At 67.1% G+C, this 20,953-nt stretch carries 18 protein-coding genes; 4 read left to right on the forward strand and 14 right to left on the reverse strand.

Annotated elements, in window-relative coordinates; genetic code table 11:
• Positions 1-129: 129 nt before the first annotated feature.
• The 4 genes from HNP60_RS14070 to HNP60_RS14085 all read right to left on the reverse strand — a co-directional run bounded on the left by HNP60_RS14070 (position 130) and on the right by HNP60_RS14085 (position 3,454).
• Positions 130-675: a hypothetical protein gene (locus HNP60_RS14070; protein ID WP_184154929.1), complete on the reverse strand. Its 546-nt coding sequence runs from the start codon at positions 673-675 to the stop codon at positions 130-132.
• 66 nt (positions 676-741) lie between these two features.
• Positions 742-1,518 carry a hypothetical protein gene (locus HNP60_RS14075; protein ID WP_184154932.1) on the reverse strand — a complete coding sequence of 259 codons (777 nt, stop codon included), beginning with the start codon at positions 1,516-1,518 and terminating at the stop codon, positions 742-744.
• Positions 1,515-2,480 carry a hypothetical protein gene (locus HNP60_RS14080; protein ID WP_184154935.1) on the reverse strand — a complete coding sequence of 322 codons (966 nt, stop codon included), beginning with the start codon at positions 2,478-2,480 and terminating at the stop codon, positions 1,515-1,517. Before HNP60_RS14080 ends, HNP60_RS14075 begins: the two co-directional genes overlap by 4 nt.
• Before the next feature lie 68 nt (positions 2,481-2,548).
• Positions 2,549-3,454 (reverse strand): hypothetical protein, encoded by a 906-nt coding sequence (locus HNP60_RS14085; protein ID WP_184154938.1) that lies wholly within the window; start codon positions 3,452-3,454, stop codon positions 2,549-2,551.
• A gap of 154 nt (positions 3,455-3,608) precedes the next feature.
• On the opposite strand from HNP60_RS14085, the gene HNP60_RS14090 reads away from it, so the two are divergent.
• Positions 3,609-6,347: a protein kinase domain-containing protein gene (locus HNP60_RS14090; RefSeq protein ID WP_184154941.1), complete on the forward strand. Its 2,739-nt coding sequence runs from the start codon at positions 3,609-3,611 to the stop codon at positions 6,345-6,347.
• A gap of 333 nt (positions 6,348-6,680) precedes the next feature.
• Here HNP60_RS14090 and HNP60_RS14095 read toward each other — a convergent pair whose 3' ends face one another.
• Together HNP60_RS14095 and HNP60_RS14100 are read right to left on the reverse strand one after the other, a co-directional pair.
• The gene (locus HNP60_RS14095) at positions 6,681-7,511 is read right to left on the reverse strand and encodes an alpha/beta fold hydrolase (protein WP_184154944.1); all 831 of its coding nucleotides are present in this window, start codon (positions 7,509-7,511) and stop codon (positions 6,681-6,683) included.
• A 38-nt stretch (positions 7,512-7,549) separates the two neighbouring features.
• Positions 7,550-8,353, reverse strand: coding sequence for an alpha/beta fold hydrolase (locus HNP60_RS14100; protein ID WP_260394900.1), 804 nt, complete (start codon positions 8,351-8,353; stop codon positions 7,550-7,552).
• Between the two features lie 140 nt (positions 8,354-8,493).
• Between HNP60_RS14100 and HNP60_RS14105 the strand changes: the two genes are divergently transcribed.
• Positions 8,494-8,967 carry a MarR family winged helix-turn-helix transcriptional regulator gene (locus tag HNP60_RS14105; RefSeq protein ID WP_260394901.1) on the forward strand — a complete coding sequence of 158 codons (474 nt, stop codon included), beginning with the start codon at positions 8,494-8,496 and terminating at the stop codon, positions 8,965-8,967.
• On the opposite strand, the gene HNP60_RS14110 is transcribed toward HNP60_RS14105, so the two are convergent.
• Genes HNP60_RS14110 through HNP60_RS14125 form a run of 4 tightly spaced genes read right to left on the reverse strand, consistent with a single transcriptional unit; the run spans position 8,956 to position 13,602 of the window.
• Positions 8,956-10,239, reverse strand: a complete 1,284-nt coding sequence (locus HNP60_RS14110; protein ID WP_260394902.1) for an MFS transporter — start codon at positions 10,237-10,239, stop codon at positions 8,956-8,958. The genes HNP60_RS14105 and HNP60_RS14110 overlap by 12 nt on opposite strands.
• Positions 10,240-10,287: 48 nt before the next feature.
• A complete protein-coding gene (locus tag HNP60_RS14115) occupies positions 10,288-11,337 on the reverse strand; it encodes an amidohydrolase family protein (protein WP_184154956.1) in 1,050 nt (349 codons plus the stop codon).
• Positions 11,334-12,623 (reverse strand): fumarylacetoacetate hydrolase family protein, encoded by a 1,290-nt coding sequence (locus tag HNP60_RS14120; protein WP_184154959.1) that lies wholly within the window; start codon positions 12,621-12,623, stop codon positions 11,334-11,336. Before HNP60_RS14120 ends, HNP60_RS14115 begins: the two co-directional genes overlap by 4 nt.
• A complete protein-coding gene (locus tag HNP60_RS14125) occupies positions 12,613-13,602 on the reverse strand; it encodes an MBL fold metallo-hydrolase (RefSeq protein ID WP_184154962.1) in 990 nt (329 codons plus the stop codon). Before HNP60_RS14125 ends, HNP60_RS14120 begins: the two co-directional genes overlap by 11 nt.
• Positions 13,603-13,717: 115 nt before the next feature.
• Between HNP60_RS14125 and HNP60_RS14130 the strand changes: the two genes are divergently transcribed.
• A complete protein-coding gene (locus tag HNP60_RS14130; RefSeq protein WP_184154965.1) occupies positions 13,718-14,353 on the forward strand; it encodes a TetR/AcrR family transcriptional regulator in 636 nt (211 codons plus the stop codon).
• Between the two features lie 18 nt (positions 14,354-14,371).
• Here the strand turns inward: HNP60_RS14130 and HNP60_RS14135 are convergent, their stop codons facing one another.
• The 4 genes from HNP60_RS14135 to HNP60_RS14150 form a co-directional block, all read right to left on the reverse strand.
• Positions 14,372-15,307, reverse strand: a complete 936-nt coding sequence (locus HNP60_RS14135) for a fumarylacetoacetate hydrolase family protein (protein ID WP_184154968.1) — start codon at positions 15,305-15,307, stop codon at positions 14,372-14,374.
• A 19-nt stretch (positions 15,308-15,326) separates the two neighbouring features.
• Positions 15,327-16,442, reverse strand: coding sequence for an FAD-dependent oxidoreductase (locus HNP60_RS14140; RefSeq protein WP_184154971.1), 1,116 nt, complete (start codon positions 16,440-16,442; stop codon positions 15,327-15,329).
• A complete protein-coding gene (locus HNP60_RS14145) occupies positions 16,439-17,347 on the reverse strand; it encodes a VOC family protein (RefSeq protein ID WP_184154974.1) in 909 nt (302 codons plus the stop codon). The genes HNP60_RS14140 and HNP60_RS14145 overlap by 4 nt, the downstream gene beginning before the upstream one ends.
• Positions 17,348-17,418: 71 nt before the next feature.
• A complete protein-coding gene (locus HNP60_RS14150; RefSeq protein ID WP_184154977.1) occupies positions 17,419-19,866 on the reverse strand; it encodes a TonB-dependent receptor in 2,448 nt (815 codons plus the stop codon).
• A 203-nt stretch (positions 19,867-20,069) separates the two neighbouring features.
• On the opposite strand from HNP60_RS14150, the gene HNP60_RS14155 reads away from it, so the two are divergent.
• Positions 20,070-20,945 (forward strand): SDR family oxidoreductase, encoded by an 876-nt coding sequence (locus HNP60_RS14155; RefSeq protein ID WP_221414685.1) that lies wholly within the window; start codon positions 20,070-20,072, stop codon positions 20,943-20,945.
• Positions 20,946-20,953 lie beyond the last annotated feature (8 nt).

A 20,953-nucleotide genomic window follows, 5' to 3' on the forward strand; every position in this document is an offset into this window, starting at 1 on the left:
CGACCGGCTGTCGGGCGACCGGAACAAAAAATGCCGGGCGAGGTTGGTTCTCGCCCGGCATTCCCCCTCTCCTCGCCCGCCATGGACGGGGCCCGCGCGCCGTCGTCCCGGTGGCGTGGATGGGATCGCTCAGCTGCTCGCGCCGATCAGCGCGCGGGCATCATGGATCATCTGCTTGTTCGTCGCCCGCAGCTTCAGATTGCGCATGATGACGACCGTCAGGAGGCCGATCGCGCCAAGAAAGAGCAGAAGCTCGCCGCCCAGGAGATAGCCCAGACCGCCGCCGACCAGCACGGCGAGGATCAGCATGCCGCACCCGTTGCCGCCCGCCACATCGATGACGCCGTTATAGACGCGCTCGTCATTGCTCGCGTGGTTCCTGAACAGCACGGGATAGCCGCTCGTCGTGCCCCGGCGTCTGACATAGACCACGCTGGCGGACTGCCCGTCCCGCAAGGGCACGGCGCCGGTCAGCGAGATCGCCGCTTCCTTGCCGCCGTCGACAAGGAAGAACTCGTTGCGCGTCGTGACATGGGTGCTGATGTTGACGGGCGTGTTGTTGTGGCCGCCGCTGCCGCTCACACGGCTCTCGCTCCAGGTCTTCACCCCCGCGGCGGCGCCATGCTCCCGCCACAGCTCGAAATCATCCACGCTCACATTGAAGAAGGATATCATCCGCCCTTTCCTCCACTTCCATCTCCCGCTCGGCCGGCTGGCCGTGTCCCGGACCCATGCCGGGCCTCATTGCGGCACCGTCACGCGGGCAATGGTGGTGCCCGAATTGTTGTTCTTGAGTTCGTAGGAGATCACGCGCGTGCGGATCGTGCCGCCGTCCCGTTCCGGCGCGGCGCCGGTGATCTGCAGCAGCGCATCCACGGCAACGGCGGACGGGTACTGGATGCGATCCCGGATGGACTGAGCCTCGGTCGTCGGGACGCTCCAGCGCTGCGCGGCCTGCGCATTGTCGAACTTCACATGGATGCGCTCGCCCGAGCGATTGAAGATGAGCGACGAACTGGGCGCGAAGACACGCACGCTATATTCGCCATAGCTCGGATCATAATCGCTCAGATTGGCATTCGACGTGATGCGAAGCCGCCCGACATCCTTGACCGACTGCAGGCCGGACGCGAACCGGGCGCGAACCGCGTCCCGCGCGGCGGCCTTGTCGGCGGGCGCCGCGGTGCGCACGCTCATGTCATCCTCCACCCATTTGTCGATGGGCGGCTGCAGGCCGGTGAGGCTGTAATAGAGCATCACCATCGCGAAATCGTCCGGCGCGGTCAGCTCGCCCGTGCGCGCGGCGATCTCGGCCGGCACGGGCGGCGCCGGGGGTGTCGCGGCATCCGTCGGGGATGCTCCTGCGACTGGCGAGGACAAGGCATCGCCCCCGGCCGGCGCAGCGGAGGGATCGGTCTGGTTGTCGCTCCCGGACTCGACCACCGAGCAGGCGGCGAGCAGGGCGAGCGGGGCCAGCGCCGGCAGGAACGCCCGGCGGTGCGTGATACCCCCGCTCACAGCTTGGGCCTCGCGGCGCCCTGATCGGCCTGCTGCAATTCGCTGGCCTGCCGCTCCTGATCGGCACGCGCCAGGGCCTGCTCGGTATTCTCGATGGCGGCATAGCCGGCCGCGCCGTTCTGCGACGCCACCGCAAGGCTGTGCGCCAGCCCCGGATTGTCGGTGGAGCGCCGGATGTCGGCCGCCACCGTCACCCCGCAATCGGGGGAAAGGCTGGTGCCGGAATCGGGCGAGGGATTGAGGGAGCAGCTGTGGTAGAGCGGCGACGTTTCCGTCACGAGGCGCCCGGTCGGATCATATTTCCAGGAGAGCGAGCGGCGGGGACCATTGTCCGCCTGGCTGGTGGGCGTGCCATATTTGGCGATGAGCGCCTGCTCCACGCTCGCGACGGTCGGCGATTGCCCCTCCGGATAATATTCCTCGCGCGCGACCGAGATCACCCGCTCCTGCCCCGGCAGGCCCATCGTGCCGACATAATAGCGGGTCTGGCCCGGCTGGAGCGGCGCCTCATAGGCATTGTTGGCGCGGCGCATCGCATTGCGCTGCATCTCGCGGACGATCTCCTGCCCCGTCTTCTCCACCCGCGCCTCGGCGAACTTCGCGTCGAACCCGTGGCGGATCTTCGCGCCGTGAGTCTCGATCCGGTATTTGCGCGAGCTATTCTCGGTGACGACCAGCATCGGGTTGTCGCACTGGACGACATTGGCCGCCTCGTCCCAGCTCATGCCGGGGCGCACGCCGACCACGTCGTCGACCGGCGCGCCGGCCGGGCGCTGTGTGGCGATGCGTGGCGGGCAGGAGACATTGCCCCGGGTCGCTTCCGCCACTTCCTCGGCCGAGGCATTGCCCGAAAGCGTGCGGCCCGCCGCGCCGGCCTCGTCACCGGCCTCCGCTCCGTCGCCGCCGCCGCCGCATCCGGCGAGCGTCAGCGCCATGGCCGAACACATAATGAGTCGCTTCACGATCCTGTCCTCCTTCATGCGTGAGATTTGTCGGCCCACCCCGGCCGCGCCGTTCAGCCCCGTGCCTCTCAGCCCCGTGCCGCCAGCGGATTTCGAACGATGCCAAGCGCGGCCAGCACCAGCGCGACGCCGATGAGGCCCATCAGCCATGTGCCGATCGCCACCGAGATCGCGGCTTCGAGATTGGCTGAGACCATCGCCCCGATCGCGTTCTCGCCCGCGCCGGCGAATGTCACGATCGACTGCCGATAGGCGAAGACGGCGATCGCCGTGACGATCGAGACCCCGCCCGTGACGAGCGCGATCGTCCGCGTGGACTTGCCCATCCAGCAGAACCACAAAAGCAGCGCGGCGAGCAGCGGCACCAGCCAGCGCAGACCGAGCAGGGCATTGGCCGTCCTCGCCATGCGCGCGGCGCTCAGCCGGGCCTCCATGCTGGCGCGCGCTTCTGCGACGCGCTGCAGGGCGGGACCATTGTCGATCGGCATGCCGCCGAAGCCGGTCATGGGCCGCTGCAATGCGGCTTCCCGCGCATCGAGTTCCGCCAGCGCACGCTCGGCGCCCGCGACATTGCCGTTGCCGAGGAACGGATTGGCGCTCACTTGCCGTTGCAGCGTGCCGAGGCTCCAGAGCGAGAAACTGCCCTGGATGGTGCTCACCATCGGCAGCAGGGTCGCGACCAGCAGCAGCGCTGCCAGCGGAAAGACCAGCGTCGTCATCCCCAGCGCGCGGATCTTCTGTACGGCAGGCGAGGCAGCAAGGTGCGACAGGTCGACGGGCACCTCAAGGCCCTTCCCCACCGGATAGATCTCCGTCGCGACTCCCGACATCGGCTCGAAGTCGACTGTCAGGCCATTCTGAATGGCTTGCTGCCCCCGCCATTGCGCGGCGACGAACGTAAACCGCTCGCCACTCTCGCTCGTGATCGCTCCCGACCCGGTCGATGCATCGAAGCCCAGTATCCTGCCCTTCATGTCGCTGTCCCCCTTCACCGACTGCGCGCGACCGATCGATCGCTGGCGGTCCATCCGCCCGGCCGGATGGACATGAAGGACATGGCGGGTTGCGCGACGGGCGTCTTGATGGAATTCTCAAGATATTCTGAAGTCATGGTGATGTGGGGGCAGCATGGAAGAAGGAGCCGGGGAACGGCCTGAAACGAGCCGTCGTCGGCGGCGGCGTTGGACATTCGGCACGGTCGTCTTCGACGAGGCGAGCTGGACGCTGCTGGTCGACGGGGCGCCGGTCACGCTCGAGGCCAAGCCGCTCGAATTGCTGCTGGAACTCTGCCTGCGCGCCGGCGAAATCGTCTCCAAGGACGAGTTGCTCGACACGGTGTGGAACGGCATCAACGTCGTCGAAAGCTCCATCCCCACGGCCATCGCCAAGCTGCGGCGCGCGCTCGGCCCGCGCAACCAGGATGCGATCGCCACGGTCACGCGCATCGGCTATCGGCTCACCGCGCCGGTCACGGTCGAGACGCTGACCACGCCGGCGCCGCCACGTTTCGCCTTCACGCCCGGCGACATCGTGCCCGGCCGGCCGCAATGGCGCCTGATCGAACCGCTCGGCGACAAGCCCGAGAACGATGTCTGGCGCAGCCGGCATGAGAAGACCGGCGAGACGCGCGTCTTCAAGTTCGCCGACACGCCCGATGGCCTGCGCCAACTCCGGCGCGAGGCCATGGTCGCCCGGCTGCTGCTTTCCGCGCTGGGGCCGGACGGGCCATTCGTCCCGCTGCTCGAATGGAATTTCGAGACCGCGCCTTATTTTCTGGAGAGCCGCGACAGCGGCATGAGCCTCATCGACTGGGCCCGGGCGGCGGGCGATCTCAAGGCCATTCCGCTCGCCAGGCGCATCGAGATCGCCGCGCGCAGTGCCCGGGCGCTGGCGGCAGTGCATGACGTGGGCGTGCTGCACAAGGATGTGAAGCCCGCCAATATCCTGATCGAGGCGGCCGGCAACGACGCGCGCGTCCGCCTCGCCGATTTCGGCAGCGGACAGGTGGTCGACGAGGATCTGCTCAGCCCCTATGCCATCACGCCGCAGCCCGCCGATGCCTCGGGCGAGCCGGGCCTATCCGGCACGCCCTTCTATCGCGCGCCGGAACTGGCGGTGGGCTCCGTGCCGACGGTCAAGTCGGACGTCTATTCCATGGGCCTCATCCTGTTCCAGCTCGCGGTGGGCGATTTCGGCCGCGTGCCGGCTCCCGGCTGGGAGCGCGAGATCGAGGACCCGCTGCTGCGCGAGGACATCGCGGCTGCAGCCGCCGGCAATCCCGCCGAGCGGATCGACTCCGCCGCCCTGCTCGCAGACCGGCTCGAGCGGATCGAGGAACGGCGGCAGGAAGCAGCGGCGGCCGAGGCGGCAGCGCAGCGCTTCGAGGATCTGGCGCGGCAGGATACGCGGCGGCGCGCTCGCCGGCCATGGGTGCTCGCGGCCAGCGCGGCGGCGGCGGTCGGCATCATCGGCACCTCCGCCGCGGCCTTCATTGCCGCCGAGCAGCGGGACGAGGCGCGGCACCAGCGCGAGATCGCCGAAGCCTCCTACAGCTTCCTCATCGACGATCTTCTGGGCCGGGCCGATCCCGCCAAGGCCTCCTCCGCCGAGGAGACGATCGCCGAGGCATCCCGCCGCGCCAGCGCCGAGATCGATATCCGCTTCCGCGCGGCGCCCCTGATCGCGGGGCGGCTGCATGCCGCGCTCGCGCGCGCCTTCGACCAGCGCACCGACCTTGCCGCTGCCCGCGTCGAATATGCCAAGGCGGACGCGGCTTATGGCCGTGCCGGAAACGCGGGCCAGCAGGAACAGGCGATCACCCGGCTGCATCTCGCTGAGATGGAAGCGCTGAGCGGAGACCCGAACCTGCTGCCCAATGCCCGCAAACTACTCGTCGAGGCACGCGGGATGCTGGGCACGGCCAGCGGCGTCCCGGCGGTCTGGCTCGCTTCGACCGAAGGCTCGATCGCGCTGGCATCCGAGGATGTGCCGGCTGCCGGCGTCGCTTTCCGGCGCGCCTCGGAGATCGCCGAGACCCTGCCGGACGACTTCACGCTGCGGCAGCGGCTGAACATGCGCCAGCGCGTCGCCTTCATGGCGATCCGCATGGGCGACGGCGAGGAGGCTGCGCGGCAGTTCCGTCCGCTCGTCGAGGAATTCACCCGGCTGAGTGGGCCCGAAAGCCCGGACGCGCTCAACATCCGGCTCAATCTCATCCAGGCGCTGATGATCCAGAAGCGCCATGCCGAGGTGGTGGAGGCCGCCACCGCGCTGCTGCCACTGATGGAGAAGCGCTACGGCACCCGTCACCGCCGCACCATGCAGCTGCTTGCGGTGCGCCAGCAATCGCTCGGCACTCTGGAGCGCTATGCCGAGGCGGCCGCCGATGGCGAGCGCGTGTGGCGCACTTCAGCCGAGCATGAAGGCGCCAACGCTTTCCAGGCCATTGCCGGGCGCGCGGACACGGCGACGTCCCAGTGCCGCGCCGGGCTGCATGAGGCGGGCATCGCCAATGCCCGTGCCGCCGCGCAGGCCGCCCGCGCCGTGCCGGGGCCGGAGACCGCGCTTTCCATGGGCGTGCGGGCCGCTCTCGCCGATTGCCTCATCGCTGCCGGAAAGCCGGCCGAGGCCGGGCCGCTGCTCGCCGGTATCGACCGCCGCAAAGTCTCCGAGCTGGTCGGCGATCAGAACTGGCCAGCCAATCTCGACCTGGCCCTGGCCGAGGTGGCGCTGGCCGCCGGCGACCGGGCCGAGGCACTGCAGCGGCTGGCGGCGGCGCGGCCGGTCTTCGCGAACAGCGCGGCCGATCCCTACCAGTCGCGCAAGCTGGCGGCGCTGGAGCGGACCCTGACGCTAGCTTCCCGTTGAGGTCGGACGGCGCAGACACATTCGCGGACCTTGAGGGCGCCGGGAGCGCTCTTTTCAGTCCTTTTCGTTTGTCATCCCGGAGTCGATCCGGGATCCCGCTGCCTTGAAAATCGCCGGGCCAGCAGGTTTGAGAAACAGGAAGAAGCGGGATCCCGGATCGAGTCCGGGATGACCTGGTCCATGACGATATGGCGCGCCGCCATGGTCGCGAACGTGTCCACGCCGCCGGTCCCGCACGACCCTATAGTCGTGGAAGCCGGGCGGCGCGGGGCAGCCCGGCTTCGCGAGAATGGCAGCGCAGCGCCGTTTCAGATGCGTCGCGCGGGCGCCTGCTCAGCTTTCGATGAAGGCGAGCAGATCGGCATTGATGGTGTCCGCATTCACGGTCGCCATGCCGTGGGGGAGCCCCGGATAAACCTTGAGCTCGCCCTTGCTGAGGAGCTCGATCCCGAGCCGTGCGCTATGGTCGATGGGGACGATCTGGTCGTCATCGCCGTGCATGAGCAGCGTCGGCACGTCGATCGCCTTGAGATCGTCCGTGAAGTCGGTCTCGGAGAAGGCCTTGATCCCGTCATAATGGGCCTTGGCGCTGCCCATCATGCCCTGCCGCCACCAGTTGTCGACCACGGCGGGAAGCACGTTCGCGCCGGGGCGGTTAAAGCCGTAGAACGGCCCGGAGGCGACGTCCCGATAGAAGCTCGCGCGGTCGGCGGCGAGCGCGGCGCGGAAGCCGTCGAACACTTCGATGGGCAATCCGCCGGGATAGGCCGGCGTGTTCAGCATGATCGGCGGCACGGCACCGATCAGCACGGCCTTCGCCACGCGGCCCGGCTCGGCGCGCGCCACATAATGGGCGACTTCACCGCCGCCGGTGGAGTGGCCGACATGGATCGCGCCCCGCAGGTCCAGCGCCTCGACGACGGCCGCGGCATCCGCTGCATAATGGTCCATGTCATGACCATCGGAGACCTGCGAGGAGCGGCCATGGCCACGGCGATCATGCGCGATCACGCGGTAGCCCTTGTTCACGAAGAACAGCATCTGCGCATCCCAGTCGTCCGCGCTGAGCGGCCAGCCATGATGGAACATGATCGGCTGGGCGTCCTTCGGTCCCCAGTCCTTGTAGAAGATCTCAACACCATCCTTGGTCGTTACGTAAGCCATGGTCCTGTCTCCGTCCTTCGAGGTTGATGAGGTAGCCGTCATTTGTTGCGGTTTGTCGTTTGCGAGAGGCTGCGCGCTGCGTCGTCGATCACGTCGGCGACCGCTGCCGGCTGGGTGATGAAAGCGGCGTGGCTCCCGGGTATCTCGACAATCGTCGCCCCGATGCGCCGCGCCATGCCGGACAGCATGCCTTCCCCGAACGCGCGATCCTCTGTCGCGATGATCGCCCAGCTCGGCCTGGAACGCCAGGCGGCATTCTTCAGGCGGGTCTCGAAGGCGGACATGCGGATGGGGACCTGCGAATCCCGCAGAAACGCGGCGTCCGCATCGGCGAGATCGGCGGCGAAGCCGGACTGGAAGCGATCGGGACGCACGACGCCAAATCCATCGGCGCCGATATCGATGACGAACTGCGACGCGGCCGGATAGCCTTCATACTGGCCGGCGGTATTCTCGCCCGCGTCGGGCGCCAGCGCGGACAGATAGACGAGCCCGGCGACATTGGGATGCACGCCGGCTTCGGTGATGACCGTCCCGCCCCAGCTGTGACCGACCAGAATGGCCGGGCCGCTCAGCCCGGAGAGAACCCGATCGGTCGCCGCGACATCGTCCTCCAGCGAGGTGAGCGGGTTCTGCACGATGCTGACGCGATAGCCTCGCGCTGTCAGGTCCTCGTAAACGCCGCGCCAGCCGGACCCGTCGACGAACGCGCCATGCACGAGCACGACATTGCGAACGGGCTGGTCGGCGGGGATCGCCCGCACGGGCTGCGCCTGCACGCCACCGGCGAGAGCGCCCGCTGCGGCGGCCGCGATCATCATTTTGCGAACCTTGTCGATCATGGGAATCTCCATTCAATCGGATACGATTAGATCGTGCGCGATTTATATAGGCGATTCGCATGAAACGAGTCAATCGCTTGCGATTGAATTGCGCGCGACTATGTAGAGGCTGACTGCAACCTCTTGTGCGAGACCGGATTTTGACGAAGAGCGATGACCTGCCCGAGCCCGAACTGGCCGCGAAGCTGCCAGATTTCCTCTGTTTTGCGGTCTATTCAGCCAATCTCGCCTTTCACCGGGCCTACAAGCCGCTGTTCGACGAACTCGGGCTGACCTACCCGCAATATGCGACCCTGATCGCGCTCAACGAGGAAGGCGACCAGACCGTGAGCCAGCTCGGCGAGAAGCTGTTCCTCGAGTCGAGCACCCTGACGCCGATGCTCAAGCGCCTCGAGGCCTCCGGCTATGTGACGCGCCGCCGTGACACGCAGGACGAGCGGCAGGTCCGCGTGAACCTCACCCCGCAGGGCAAGGCGATGTTCGAGAAGGCATTTTGCGGCCGGGAGACCGTGCTGGAAGCGACGGGGCTCGAACCGGAGCCCTATGTCCGCCTGCAGAACGACCTGATCAGGTTGCGGGACAATCTGCTGGCGGCGGCTGCCTCAAGGAAGTGAGGGCGCGCGCGCCCGGATGCGGGCGGACGCGAGCCAGATCAGGGCGCCTGCGACGAGCGGCGTCGGCGCCATGGTCGCGAGCGCATAGCGCAGCGAGTCGTTCTGATACTGCGGCGCGAGCACATCGCTCACCCAGCCCACGACCAGCGGCGCCACCGCACCCCCGATGATGCCCAGCGCGAGCAGCATGAGCGTGGAGGACACCGCGCGCATGCGCGTGGGCGCGATGCCGACCGCCACGGCGATGCATGGCCCCACGGCACTCGACAGCAGGAAGTTCATGACGGCGGCGGAGGACATGGCGAGCGTCAGCGACTGCGCGGAAATGAAGACGAGGTAGAAAGGCGCGGCGAGCGGGATCGCGATCATCGGCACGAGCAGTCCGTGCACGTCAGCGCCGCGCTTGCGCACGAGGTGGCTGGCGAGCATGCCCGCGGCAATCGTCCCGGTGATCCCGCCCAGCCCCACGGCCGGGCCGATGAGCGCGCCGACGGCCGCCAGTGGCACGCCATGGCTGCGCAGCAGGAAGGCCGGCGCCCAGGTCGGCAGCACCGAAACCGCCATGCCCGCAAACGCCATGCCGAGCGACAGCGCAACGAAGCCGGGCAGCCGGACCAGATGGCCGATGGCCCGCAGGAGATTGCCTTCCTGTGCCGCTTCGCCCGCCGGTTCCCGCACCCGCTCGGGCTCGCGCATGCTCGCCATCATGAGCGCCACCAGCAGGAAGCCGGAGAGGCCGCAGATCACGAACATGGCACGCCAGCCATGCGCCGCGGCCAGCACGCCCGCGAGAATGGAGCCGACGACAAGGCCGACGAACGTGCTTGCCTGAAAGATCGAGATCGAACGCGGTCGGCGCGCCGGGGAGAACAGGTCCGAGATCATCGAGATCGCCACCGGGAAGGCCGTCGCCTCGCCCACACCGACGAGGACGCGCGTCAGGCCCAGCGTCCAGAAGCCCGTCGCGAGCCCGGTCAGCGCGGTCGCGCCCGACCAGAGCGCGATGCCCAGGATCAGGATGCGCTTGCGATGGCCGTGATCGACCCAGCGCGCGATGAAGATGCCGACGAGCAGGTTGAACAGCACGAAGGCCGTGCCCGAGACGATGCTCATCTGCGTGTCGCTGAGCGCCAGGTCCGCCTTCACCGGATCGACGACGATGCCGAGCAGGGCGCGATCGGCAACGTTCAGGAAGTTCGCGAGGAACAGCAGGAAAAGCGTGTACCCCGCGCCGCGCACAGGCGCGCCGAGCGCCTCCGGTCTCTCAGCCATGCTCGCCATCTTCCTCTCCCCTTCCCTGTCGTCTTTTCGATTATCTTGTCAGCGCTCCATCCTGAGCCCGAGCAGTTCGGCCGCGTTGAGGCCGAGGATCTTCGCCTTCGCCGCCTCGTCCAGTCGCGCATGGAAGCCGACGGGATCGGGCTCCGACATGTCGAACGGATAATCGGTGCCGAGGCAGAGCCGGTCCGCGCCATGCGTGCGTACGAGGCTGTCCAGCTCGTCCTGGTCGAACACCAGCGTGTCCAGCCAGAGCTTGCGCAGATAGCTCGACGGCGGATGCGCGCAATGCTCGGAGCAATCGGCGCGGGCGCGCCAGCCATGGTCCATGCGGCCCCAATAGCCGGGGATATAGCCCCCACCGTGCGCCACGCAGATCTTCAGGCCAGGATAGCGATCCAGGACGCCGCCGAAGATCAGATGGCCGACGGCGAGCGTGGATTCGAGCGGATTGCCGATGAGATTGTTGAAATAATATTCGCTCATCCGCTGCGCATGGGTGAAGCCGAGCGGATGGATGAAGAGCAGGATGCCCAGTTCCTCGGCCGCCGCGAAGAAGGGGCGGAACTCTTCGGCATGAAAATCCTTGCCATTGACGTTCGAGCTGATCTCGATGCCGCGCAGGTCGAGCTCGCGCACGCAGCGGGTCATCTCGGCGACGGCCATTTCGACATTCTGGAGCGGCACGGTACCCATGCCGACGAACCGGTCGGGATGCTGCGCCACGGCCGCCGCCATGCCGTCATTGACGATCCGGGCTGCATCACGGCCCACCTCGGGATCGGCGTAATAGAAATATTGCCCGGGGCTCGGCGAAAGCGCCTGCACGTCGATGCCAAGCCGGTCCATGTCTTCCAGGCGCTGGTCGAGCGTGTTGAGCGTCCGCCCCATCGTGGCGAACTGGGCGCGATTGACCTCGGTCGACTTGGCGCTGGTGAAATCGTTGATGCCCGGCGGCGGCCCGGGATGCTTCGCCTGCACGACCGCATCGGCGGCGGGGATGCCCAGATGGCAATGGATGTCGACGACAAGATGCTTGCCGCGCGCTTCGACCGGGATGGGCTTGCGATCGCCGCAGGTGGTGATCGTCATGCCGTTGCCCTCACCGCAGCCATCGCAGGCACGATGGTGCCGCTGCAATCGCCGAAGCCGATGGGCACATAGCCCGGCGCCTGCGCCTTGCCGCGCAGGGTGAGCGTGTCGCCGTCCTCCAGCCATGTGCGGCTCGATCCGTCCGGCAGCGTGATGGTGTCGCCGCCCCGGAAGGTGATCTCGGCAAGGCAGGCCCTCGCCTCTTCCGCCGCGCCGGAGACAGTGCCGGTCGCGACGAGATCGCCCCGCTCCAGCGGCGCGCCGTTGGAGGCCTGATGCGCGACCATCTGCGCCAGCGTCCAGAACAGCTCCTTGAGGTTCGTGCGCACGATCCGCTGGCCCGCGAGTTCGGCGATCAGCTCGATGTCGATGGCGCCATGGCTGCGGTCCGCGGGATCGAGGAGATAGGCGGGTACGTCCGGCTCGCCCGCGTCCCGCCCGCGCGCGGCGAGGCGGAAGGGCGCGAGCGCTTCCATCGTCACGATCCACGGGCTGATCGTGGTGGCGAAGCTCTTGCCCAGATGCGGGCCGAGGATGGACTCGAAGAACTGGATGCCGCGCGCCGACCAGTCGTTGACGAGGCAGCAGCCGAACAGGGCGCGCTCCGCGTCCGCCATGCCGATCGGCTGGCCAAGCGAATTGCCCTCGCGCAGCCACACGCCGAACTCCAGCTCGAAATCGAGCATCGGCTCGGGAGCGAAGCGAATGTCGCTGCTACCCGGCGCCGCAGCGAACTGGCCGCTCGGGCGCATCACGGGCGTCCCGCTGACCATCACCGAGCTCGCGCGGCCATTATAAGCGACCGGCAGCGCCATGGCGGCGAGCGGCGCGGCGCCCTGGGCCATGCGCTTGATATGATCGAGCGACGTGCAGAAATCCGTGAAGGCGGTGGGCTTGAGCGGCAGCAGCAGCTCTGCCGAGGCCATCGGCACCAGCAACGGCTCCATCACGGCGCGATCCGCCGCGCCGCCTTCGCGCAGCAGCTCGGACAATTCGGCGCGCAGGGCACTCACGGCGCTCGGCGCGCAGGCCAGCAGCGGCGCCAGATCCGGCCCCGCCGCTGCCTGCGCAGCCCCGGCCGCCGCCCCACTCAGCAGGCCGGTATCCAGCAAGGCGGCCAGATCGACGATGCGATCCCCGATCGCGACGCCGCCGCGGACATGATCGCCGGTACGGAAGAGGCCGAAAGGCAGGTTCTGGATCGGAAAATCCGTGTCCGGTGCATAGGCGCTCTCGACCCAGCTGCGGCGCGCCGGATCGTGCGTGGCGTTGATCTCAATGCTCATGGTCGCAAGCCTCGTGATGGGCGGCCAGTTCCTTGTGGTAGCGGCCCATCGCGCCGAACAGGTCGCGCTGCTGCTCGGGCGTGAACTGCGCACCCCACTGGCGGTAAAGGGAGAAGACATTGGCGACGATCCGCTCGGGATCGCTCCAGCCCCGATATTCCTGCATGTTGATGTCCCGCGCGGCCTCGTCGAATCCCATGCCGGCATCGAAGCGGGCGCGCGCCTCGTCCCGGACATATTCGAAATAGCCCTTCATGGCGGCGACGGCTGTCCTCTCGGTGATGGGCCCGTGGCCGGGCACGACCACCTGCGGATCGAGGTCGATGATGTGCTTGCAGGCGGCGATCCAGTTCTCGACCGGCCCCGCCCACATGATCGGATGGCCCTCGTTGAACAGCAGGTCGCCGGTGAACACCACGCGGTCCTCCGGCACCCAGACGATCGTGTCGGAATCGGTGTGTGCCGGGCCGAGATCGGTGAGCTCGACCTGCTTGTCCCCCACGGTGAGCGTCAGATGCTTCTCGAAGGTGCGGTTGGGCAGCGTGACGTCGTCGACGCCGGAAAAGTCGAACTTGCGGCCCATCGTCTCGTACAGGAACGCGCCCGCATCGCCCATATTCTGGTAATTGTCGCGCAGCGCGGCCAGCGCCCTGGGATTGAACCCGGCCATCTCCTTCTTCGCTTCGACGGTGCCGATGATCTCGGCATCTGCAACCAGGCCGTTGCCGAAGAAATGGTCGGGATTGGCATGGGTGTTGACCAGCCGGTCGATCTTCGCTGCCTCGGGCACACGGGCCTTGAACTGGTCCAGCATCTCGCGCGTGAGCGGCACGCTCATCAGCGTATCGACCAGCAGCGTCTCGCCGCCGCTGGCGATCAGCCCGGCATTCGACCAGCCCCAGGTGCCGTCCGGCTGGACATAGCCATAGAGGCCATTGCCGATATCATGGATGCCTTGCGTGAACGGCCAGTTTGCCATTTTCCTCTCCTTGTGAGCCGGACCTTATCGATCTGCGCCGCCCGCGCAATTCCTAATTCCGGGAATTTTGTCAGCCTGCTTGCCGCGGGCCGAAAAAAAGCGGAATAGCGGGCGCATGACGAGGATTTCGAAGAGAAAGCGCGGCCAGGGCCGGCCGGCGGACGCGGTGGGCAAGGAGGCGGTGCTGAGCAAGGCCACCGAGCTGCTGCAGGACCTGCCCCCGGCGCGCGTGACGACCTCGTTGATCGCGCGGGAGGCAGGCGTCGATCCGGCCCTGATCCGTTACTATTTCGGCGACCGGGAAAAGCTGCTGCTCGAAGTGGTGAAGCAGCTCATCGCCGACGCGCCGACCGAGAAAGCGACGCTGGCCGCCCCCCTCGCCCGGCTGGAGCACACCATTCGCCACGCCGCGCACTTCACGCGGTCCACCAAGCATGTCCACCGCCTGATGGTCGATGAACTGGCGGATGCGAAGTCGCCGGAAGTGCGCAAGCTGCAGGGCGAGATGAACATGGGCGCGGTCGAGCGTCTCGCCCAGATGATGGCACAGGATGGCGGCACGGAGCTGCGGTCGGTCAATCCCCTGTTCCTTCACCTCACGCTGGTCGGCCTGTTCGACTTCTTCGTTTCCGCGCAGCCGGTGGTGCGCAATCTCGTGCCGGACGATACCGACATGGACGCGCTCGGCGTCGCGTTCGAGGACTTCGTCGTCGACCTGCTCCTCAACGGCCTGCGCAAGCGCGAGGACTGATCGGGCAAGCGCCACGATTCAGCCTTCCGCGACGCACGGATTGCGCTGGGTGCCGAGGCCGGTGATCGTGCCTTCCATCACGTCGCCCGGCTGGAGGAACACGCCGAACGCCGAGCCATTGCCATAAGGCGAGCCGGTGCAGATGACGTCGCCGGGCATCAGCTCGACCCGGTCGGACAGATAAGCCAGCTGCCGCTCGATATTGATCATCATGTCGCGCGTGGATTCGTCCTGATAGACCTTGCCATTGACCGCGAGCCGGATGGTCAGGTCATAGGGGTCCGCCACGAACTGGCGGGGCACGATCATCGGGCCGAGGGGCAGGAAGGTCGGGAAGCATTTGCCCGAGAGCCAGTCCGCGCCGATGGCACTGTTGTCGCGGCGGAAGATATGCTCGCGGGCCGTGACGTCGTTCACCACCACGAAGCCAGCGACATGATCCATGGCCTGTTCGGGCGTCACATGGCGCGCGCGCTTGCCGATCACAACGCCCAGTTCCAGCTCCCAGTCGGGCTTCTGCACATTGCGCGGCAGCACCACCGCGTCATTCGGCCCGACCACGCAGGAGGGGAGCTTGATGAAGCAGAAAGGCAGCGTCGCATAGGCCCGCTCGTCCATCATCTTCTCGACGCGGGCGAGGCGCTCTTCATCCGTCTCGCCCTCGTCCGCCGCGGTGCGCATGGAGGGATCGCCCATGATGAGCCCGATCACATGCTTGCGGTAATTGGCGCCGGTGCAGAAGATCTGGCGCGGCACATAAGGCGCCGCGAGCGCGCGTTCGTCGAGCGGAACGGCCCCTTCCCCGGCTGCGGCGATCGCCTCGAGCCGGGGCAGCGTCGCCTCCCAGTCATCGAGCAGGGCAAGCACGTCGCCGGCCCCCGTGACGGGCACCATCCTCTCGCCCGTCACCAGCACCACGCCGCCATCCCGCAGCTTCGCCAGACCGAATGTCATGTCCCGTCCTCTTCCTGTCTCAGTAAGGCGCCTGCAGCTGGCCCATGGTGGCGCCGAGCATCGCCGGCCCCTTGTTGGAGAGGTCGCCGGCCATCTCCATGTCGCCGATCATCACGCTGTTCTCGACGACGAGGCGCGCCCGCTCGAACCGGCGCTCCATGAAGCCATGCAGCGCCTCGGTGATCGCGTCGTGGCGCTTGAGTTCCTCGGCGAGCACGAGCCCGTCCTCGGCGGCGATGCCCGCGCCGCTCGCCATGTGCGGCGTGGTCGCATGCGCCGCATCGCCGATCAGCACCACGCGGCCATTGTACCAGGGCTTGGGCAGCAGCAGCCATTCGAGCGGACGGTAATTGATCTGCTTGGGATCGGTGAGGCTCTCCCGCACAGCCGGGACCGCCCCGCCGAACGGCGCCAGCAGCGCGCGGACATGCTCGACCATCTCCGTCTCGGCGAAGAACGGATTGTCCGGCACATGCTCCAGGATGAACATGTACATCTGGTCGGCCGAGACGGGGTTGATCCCGAGCTTGACCGGCCCGCCGAAATACATCTCCGCACGGTCGACTTCGGGCGGGCGCGCCGCGACGACGCGCCAGCAGCCCTGCCCGGTGAAGCGGGGCCTGGGCGCATCCGGGAAGATCATGCCGCGGATCTGCGAATAGATGCCGTCCGCCCCGATGACCAGATCGTAGCGGCCGGCGCTGCCGTCATCGAACGTCACGTCGACGCCCTGCGCGTCCTGCGCCAGCGTCTCCACCCTGAGGCCGAGCCGCACGTCGATGCCCTCGGCCCGCACCGTGGCGGAGAGGATATCGTGCAGCACCGGGCGCATGATGCCGCCGCCCTGCTGGATCGGCGTCGGGTTGTCCGGGACGGGCGGTTCCATGACCGTCTGCCCCCCGACGGTCTTGCCGCGCATGCCGGCGCCGACATGCCCGCGCGCCCGGATCTGATCGAGGATGCCGAGTGCATCGAAGGCCCGCAGCGAGATGCCGGTGACGCTGATGCCTGCGCCATAGACCCGCCATTGCGGGTCCGCGTCGATCAGCACCACATCGACGCCGATGCGCCTCAGCGAGATCGCCGCCGTCATGCCGCCGACGCCGCCGCCGACGACAAGCGCGCTGCGGATCATGCGGGCACCTGCCACAGGCCCTTGTCAGGCGTCATCTCGGCATGCGGCACATTGCCCGGAATGATGCGGCCGGTGCCCCATTGATCGGTGATGCTCGGGCTGAATTCATAGACGGTCGGCTGCCAGCTCGCCTCGTCCACTTCCTCGAGATCGGACGTATATTCGACGGCATTGCCGTTCGGCGTCAGATAATAAGTGAAGGTGTTGTTGCCGGCCGTGTGACGGCCCGGCCCCCAGGAGAGCGTGATGCCCTTCTCATGCATGCGGGCAAGGCCGCGCATCATCTCGTCCACCGAGGAGACATCGAAAGCGACATGGTTGAGCGCCGGCGGCCCGGGCAGGATCGCGAGCCGGTGATGAACCGGATTGCAGCGCAGGAAGGCCATGAACGTGCCGATCCAGTCGGTCAGCCGGAAGCCGAGCGCCGCTTCGTAGAAGGCCACCAGCTTGGCCGGGTCGGGCGTATGCAGCACGATGTGGCTGAGCCCGGTCGGGATCGCCTCGCCCTTGGCGAGCCTGCGGTGGGCGCGCTGGTTGGTATCGCAGATCACTTCGATCGCGCGGCCGTCCGGATCGAAAAAGCGGAAGGCATAGCCCCCCGCCGGGCCGTCCGCCGCGCCGGGCTGCGAGATGATCTTGCTTCCCGCCGCCTGCACCTGTGCGAAGAGGGCATCGACATCGGCCCGCGAACTTGCGGAAAAGCCGATCAGGTCAGTCTTGCGCTCATCGTCCTGGCGCAGGCGAATGACGAAAGGATGCGGCGATCCCTCCGCCGCGAAATAGACCTTGCCATCCTGCTCGCCGACTTCCGTCAGCCCCCAGGTCTCGCCGAAGAACGCCCGCTCGGCCGCCAGATCGGGCACCGCCAGTGCGACATAATGAAGATCGTTGACCGACGCGGGCATATTTCCTCCGACTCTAAAATTCCTACACTCAGGAATAAACATGTTTGGATGGGATGGAAAGCAGGCGTTTCCTAGAACTTGCCCCCGACGCGCACGCCCCAGGTGCGCGGCTGCTCGGCCGAGGCCGAGATGAGCCCGGCCGAATTGGCCGTGCCGCCCACCAGCCGCTGATTGTCCTCGATGTTGAAGACATAGAGGCTGGCGAACCAGCGATCATCCGCGCTCGACAGCGTGATCGAGGCATTGCTCACGAACGCCGCCTCGGAGCGGAGATAGGGCAGATAGTCCGCCGAGGAGTAGCTCTCGCTGCGGTAGCGCGTCCCGCCCTGCAGCATCAGCTTGTAGGCGCCGAGCGGGATCGTCTGCTGCGCGTCGAGATTGAACGACCATTCCGGCGAATTGAAGGCCTGCTTGCCCGAGCAGTCGACGCGGAACACGTTGAGCGTCGCGCCGCCCGGCGTCGTCTGGGTGGTGGGCGCAAAGGCGCAGGTCGTGTTGGGCGGCAGTCCCTGGTTCGGCGCGAAATAGACGAAGCTGTCATATTCGGTGTCGAGATACTGCACGCTGGCCGACAGCAGGGTGTTGCGCGTGGCGAGGAACTCGACATCAAGATCGATGCCCTGGATGGTGCTGTCGCCGATGTTGCGGGTCAGGAAGACGGTCGAGGGCGGGTTGCCCAGATCATAGCCGAACTGGCTGTATTGCTGGTTCTTGTACTTCCAGATGAACCCCTCGACATTGACCTGCAGCCGGTTGCCCAGGAAGCGGTTCTTGCTGCCGATGGTATAGGCCTTGATCGTCTCGGGCTCGTAGCTTTCCACGCCGCGCGCGAAGGAAAAGCCGCCGGCATGATAGCCGGTCTCGAAGCTCGCATAGACCATGCTGCGCGGTGTGAAATCATATTGCGCCGCGAGCCGATAAGTGAATTTCTCGTTGGTCAGCCCGGCATTGATCGCGATCGGCGAGCGCAGCACGAACGGCGCCGTCTGCGATCCGCCCGCCACCGGGGGCAGCGCGTAGAGCGGCACGGGCGTCACGGGAATGCCACGCGAGGTGTAGAATTCCTCCAGTTCCGCCGCGCTGCCGGCGAGCGGCGTGAACGGAAGCGTCGGGCAAAAATCCTGCGGCGGTGCGGGATTGCCGCAGAAGACGATATAGACCTGCGACAGGCCATCGAACCGCTTCTTGTCCGACGTATAGCGCCCGGCCGCCGTCAGGCTGAGCTTCTCCACCGGGCGCACGGTGAGCTTGCCGAAGCCGGCCCAGCTCTCGGTCGCGGTCGTGAAGCTCTGATAGGGCGTCAGGGTCGACTGGTTATAATAAGCGAACGGGACGTCGATATTCTCGTCGAAATACATGCCGCCGACGAGATAGTCGATCGCGGGCCCGACATTGCCGGCCCAGCGCGCCTCGACACTGGTCTGCTTGTCCGTCTCCTTCACGCCGCCGCCACGAAACACCCCGTTGAAGGTATAATCGAGCTTGCCCTCGCGATAGGCCGGCTGGACCGTGAGCGTGCCCGCCGCCGTCTCGTAATTGAGCTCGGCCGTGACGCCCCAATAATTATTGTCATTGTACGGGCGGCCATCGACGACGGCGCCCGTGCGGCCGACCTGCCCGACGAAGCGGCTGCCCAGCAAGGCATTGGAGCGCGGATCGAGCAGGCCCTGCGTGCGGTCGAAACCGGTCGGCACATAGCTGTAGCCCGCAAAGCCGGTCGGGCCGAAGGTCGGGTTGACTGCCCCGAGATAGAAGCCAGAGGCCCCGCTCCCGCCCTGATGCGCATAGTCGACCCCCAGGCGCAGGGTCAGCGCGGGCGTCGCCTCGACCAGAAGCTGCCCGCGAAACGCATATTCGCGCTGCTTGCCGGTCCCGTCGCTCAGAAAGCCGTCGCGGTTCGACATCATGCCCGCGACACGGATCGCCGCATTGTCGCCGACCGGCAGGTTGAGCGCGGCCTGGCCAGTCAGCCAGTCGTAATTACCATAGCCGAGCATCACTTGGCCCGAGGTCTCGCCAAGCTTCGGCCGCGCCGGGATCACGTTGATGGCGCCGCCCGTAGCATTGCGGCCATAAAGCGTGCCCTGCGGCCCCTTGAGCACTTCGACGCGCTGGAGATCGTAGAACATCCCCGATGTCGACGAGGGCCGGCCGATATAGACGCCGTCATAATTGAAGGCGATGGCGGGATCCGAATAAGCATTGACCGTCGCATTGCCGACGCCGCGCACGAAGAAGACCGTGGTCGGCCCGCCGCCGCCGCTGGACGCCAGCGCCGGCGAGGTGCGGGACAGATCCTCCGCACGCACGACATTCTGGCGCAACAGCTCGGCGGGATTGACGACATCAAGCGCGAGAGGCGCGCGCTGGCTGCTCTCCTGCACGCGCTGCGCGGTGACGATGATTTCCTCGAGTCCCTGGCCTTCCTCGGCGGGTGGCGCGGCATCGGATTGCGCCGTTGCAGGCACGGCACAAAAGAAGACCCCCGCCGCAGCGGAGGATAGCAGCATCCCCTTCATCACACTCTCCCGTCCTGATTCTGTTTTCCGAATCAATTCCTATTTCCAAGAATAAGGAATTGCTTGCACGCCGCAACGTTTTTTCCTGTTTGCGGGAATATCGCCGATGTGGGACGCTTGGCGCTGTGAGGGATCGGGAAATATGGGCGGACAACCCGCCGGCCGGTCCCCGTTCCGGCAATGAAGGCGCAAGGGAGAGAGACATGGCGGCAGGACAGGCGGTGATTGGCGTTTCCGGGGCGACGGGGCAGCTCGGGGAGATGATCGTGCGGACGCTTCGCGCGCAGTATCCGGACATACCCGTCGTCGCGCTGGTCCGCGATCTCGCCAAGGGCGCCCCGCTCGCCGCGATCGGGGCCGAACTGCGCCATTTCGATTATGATGAGCCCGGGACGCTGGCGCCGGCTCTCGCGGGGATCGACAAGCTGCTGCTCATCTCGGGCAATGCCGTGGGCGAACGGGAGCGGCAGCATCGCGCGGTCATCGAGGCGGCCAAGGAGGCAGGCGTGGGCCTGATCGCCTATACCAGCGTCCTGCGCGCGTCCGAGACGTCCCTCCCGATCGCGGCCGAACATAAGGCGACCGAAGCGATCCTGAAGGAAGTGGGCGTGCCGCATGTGCTGCTGCGGCATGGCTGGTATTGCGAGAATTACCTGTTCCGGATCCAGGCGGCCGTGGACCATGGAACGCTGCCCACCTGTGCCGGCGACGGCCTGATCTCCGCCGCCCCGCGCGCGGACTTCGCGCAGGGGGCGGTGGCCGTCCTCACGTCCCGCGAGGATCAGGCCGGCAAGGTCTACGAACTGGCCGGCAGCACCAGCTTCACCTTCGACGATCTCGCTGCCGAGGCGACGCGCCTGAGCGGCCGTCCGGTCACCTGCGTGCAATTGTCAAAGCCGGCGTTCGAGGCCGCGCTGGTGGAGATCGGCACACCGCCCTTCGTCGCCGCGCTGATCGCGAAATCGGACATGGGCGCGTGCGACGGCGGTCTGTTCGACGAAAGTCGGACGCTGGAGAAGCTGATCGGCCGCCCCACCACGCCGATGAGCGAGGTCATGGCGCACACCCTGCGGCCCTGATCCGGAAT

This window comes from Sphingobium lignivorans, from assembly GCF_014203955.1.
Classification (GTDB): Bacteria; Pseudomonadota; Alphaproteobacteria; order Sphingomonadales; family Sphingomonadaceae; genus Sphingobium; species Sphingobium lignivorans.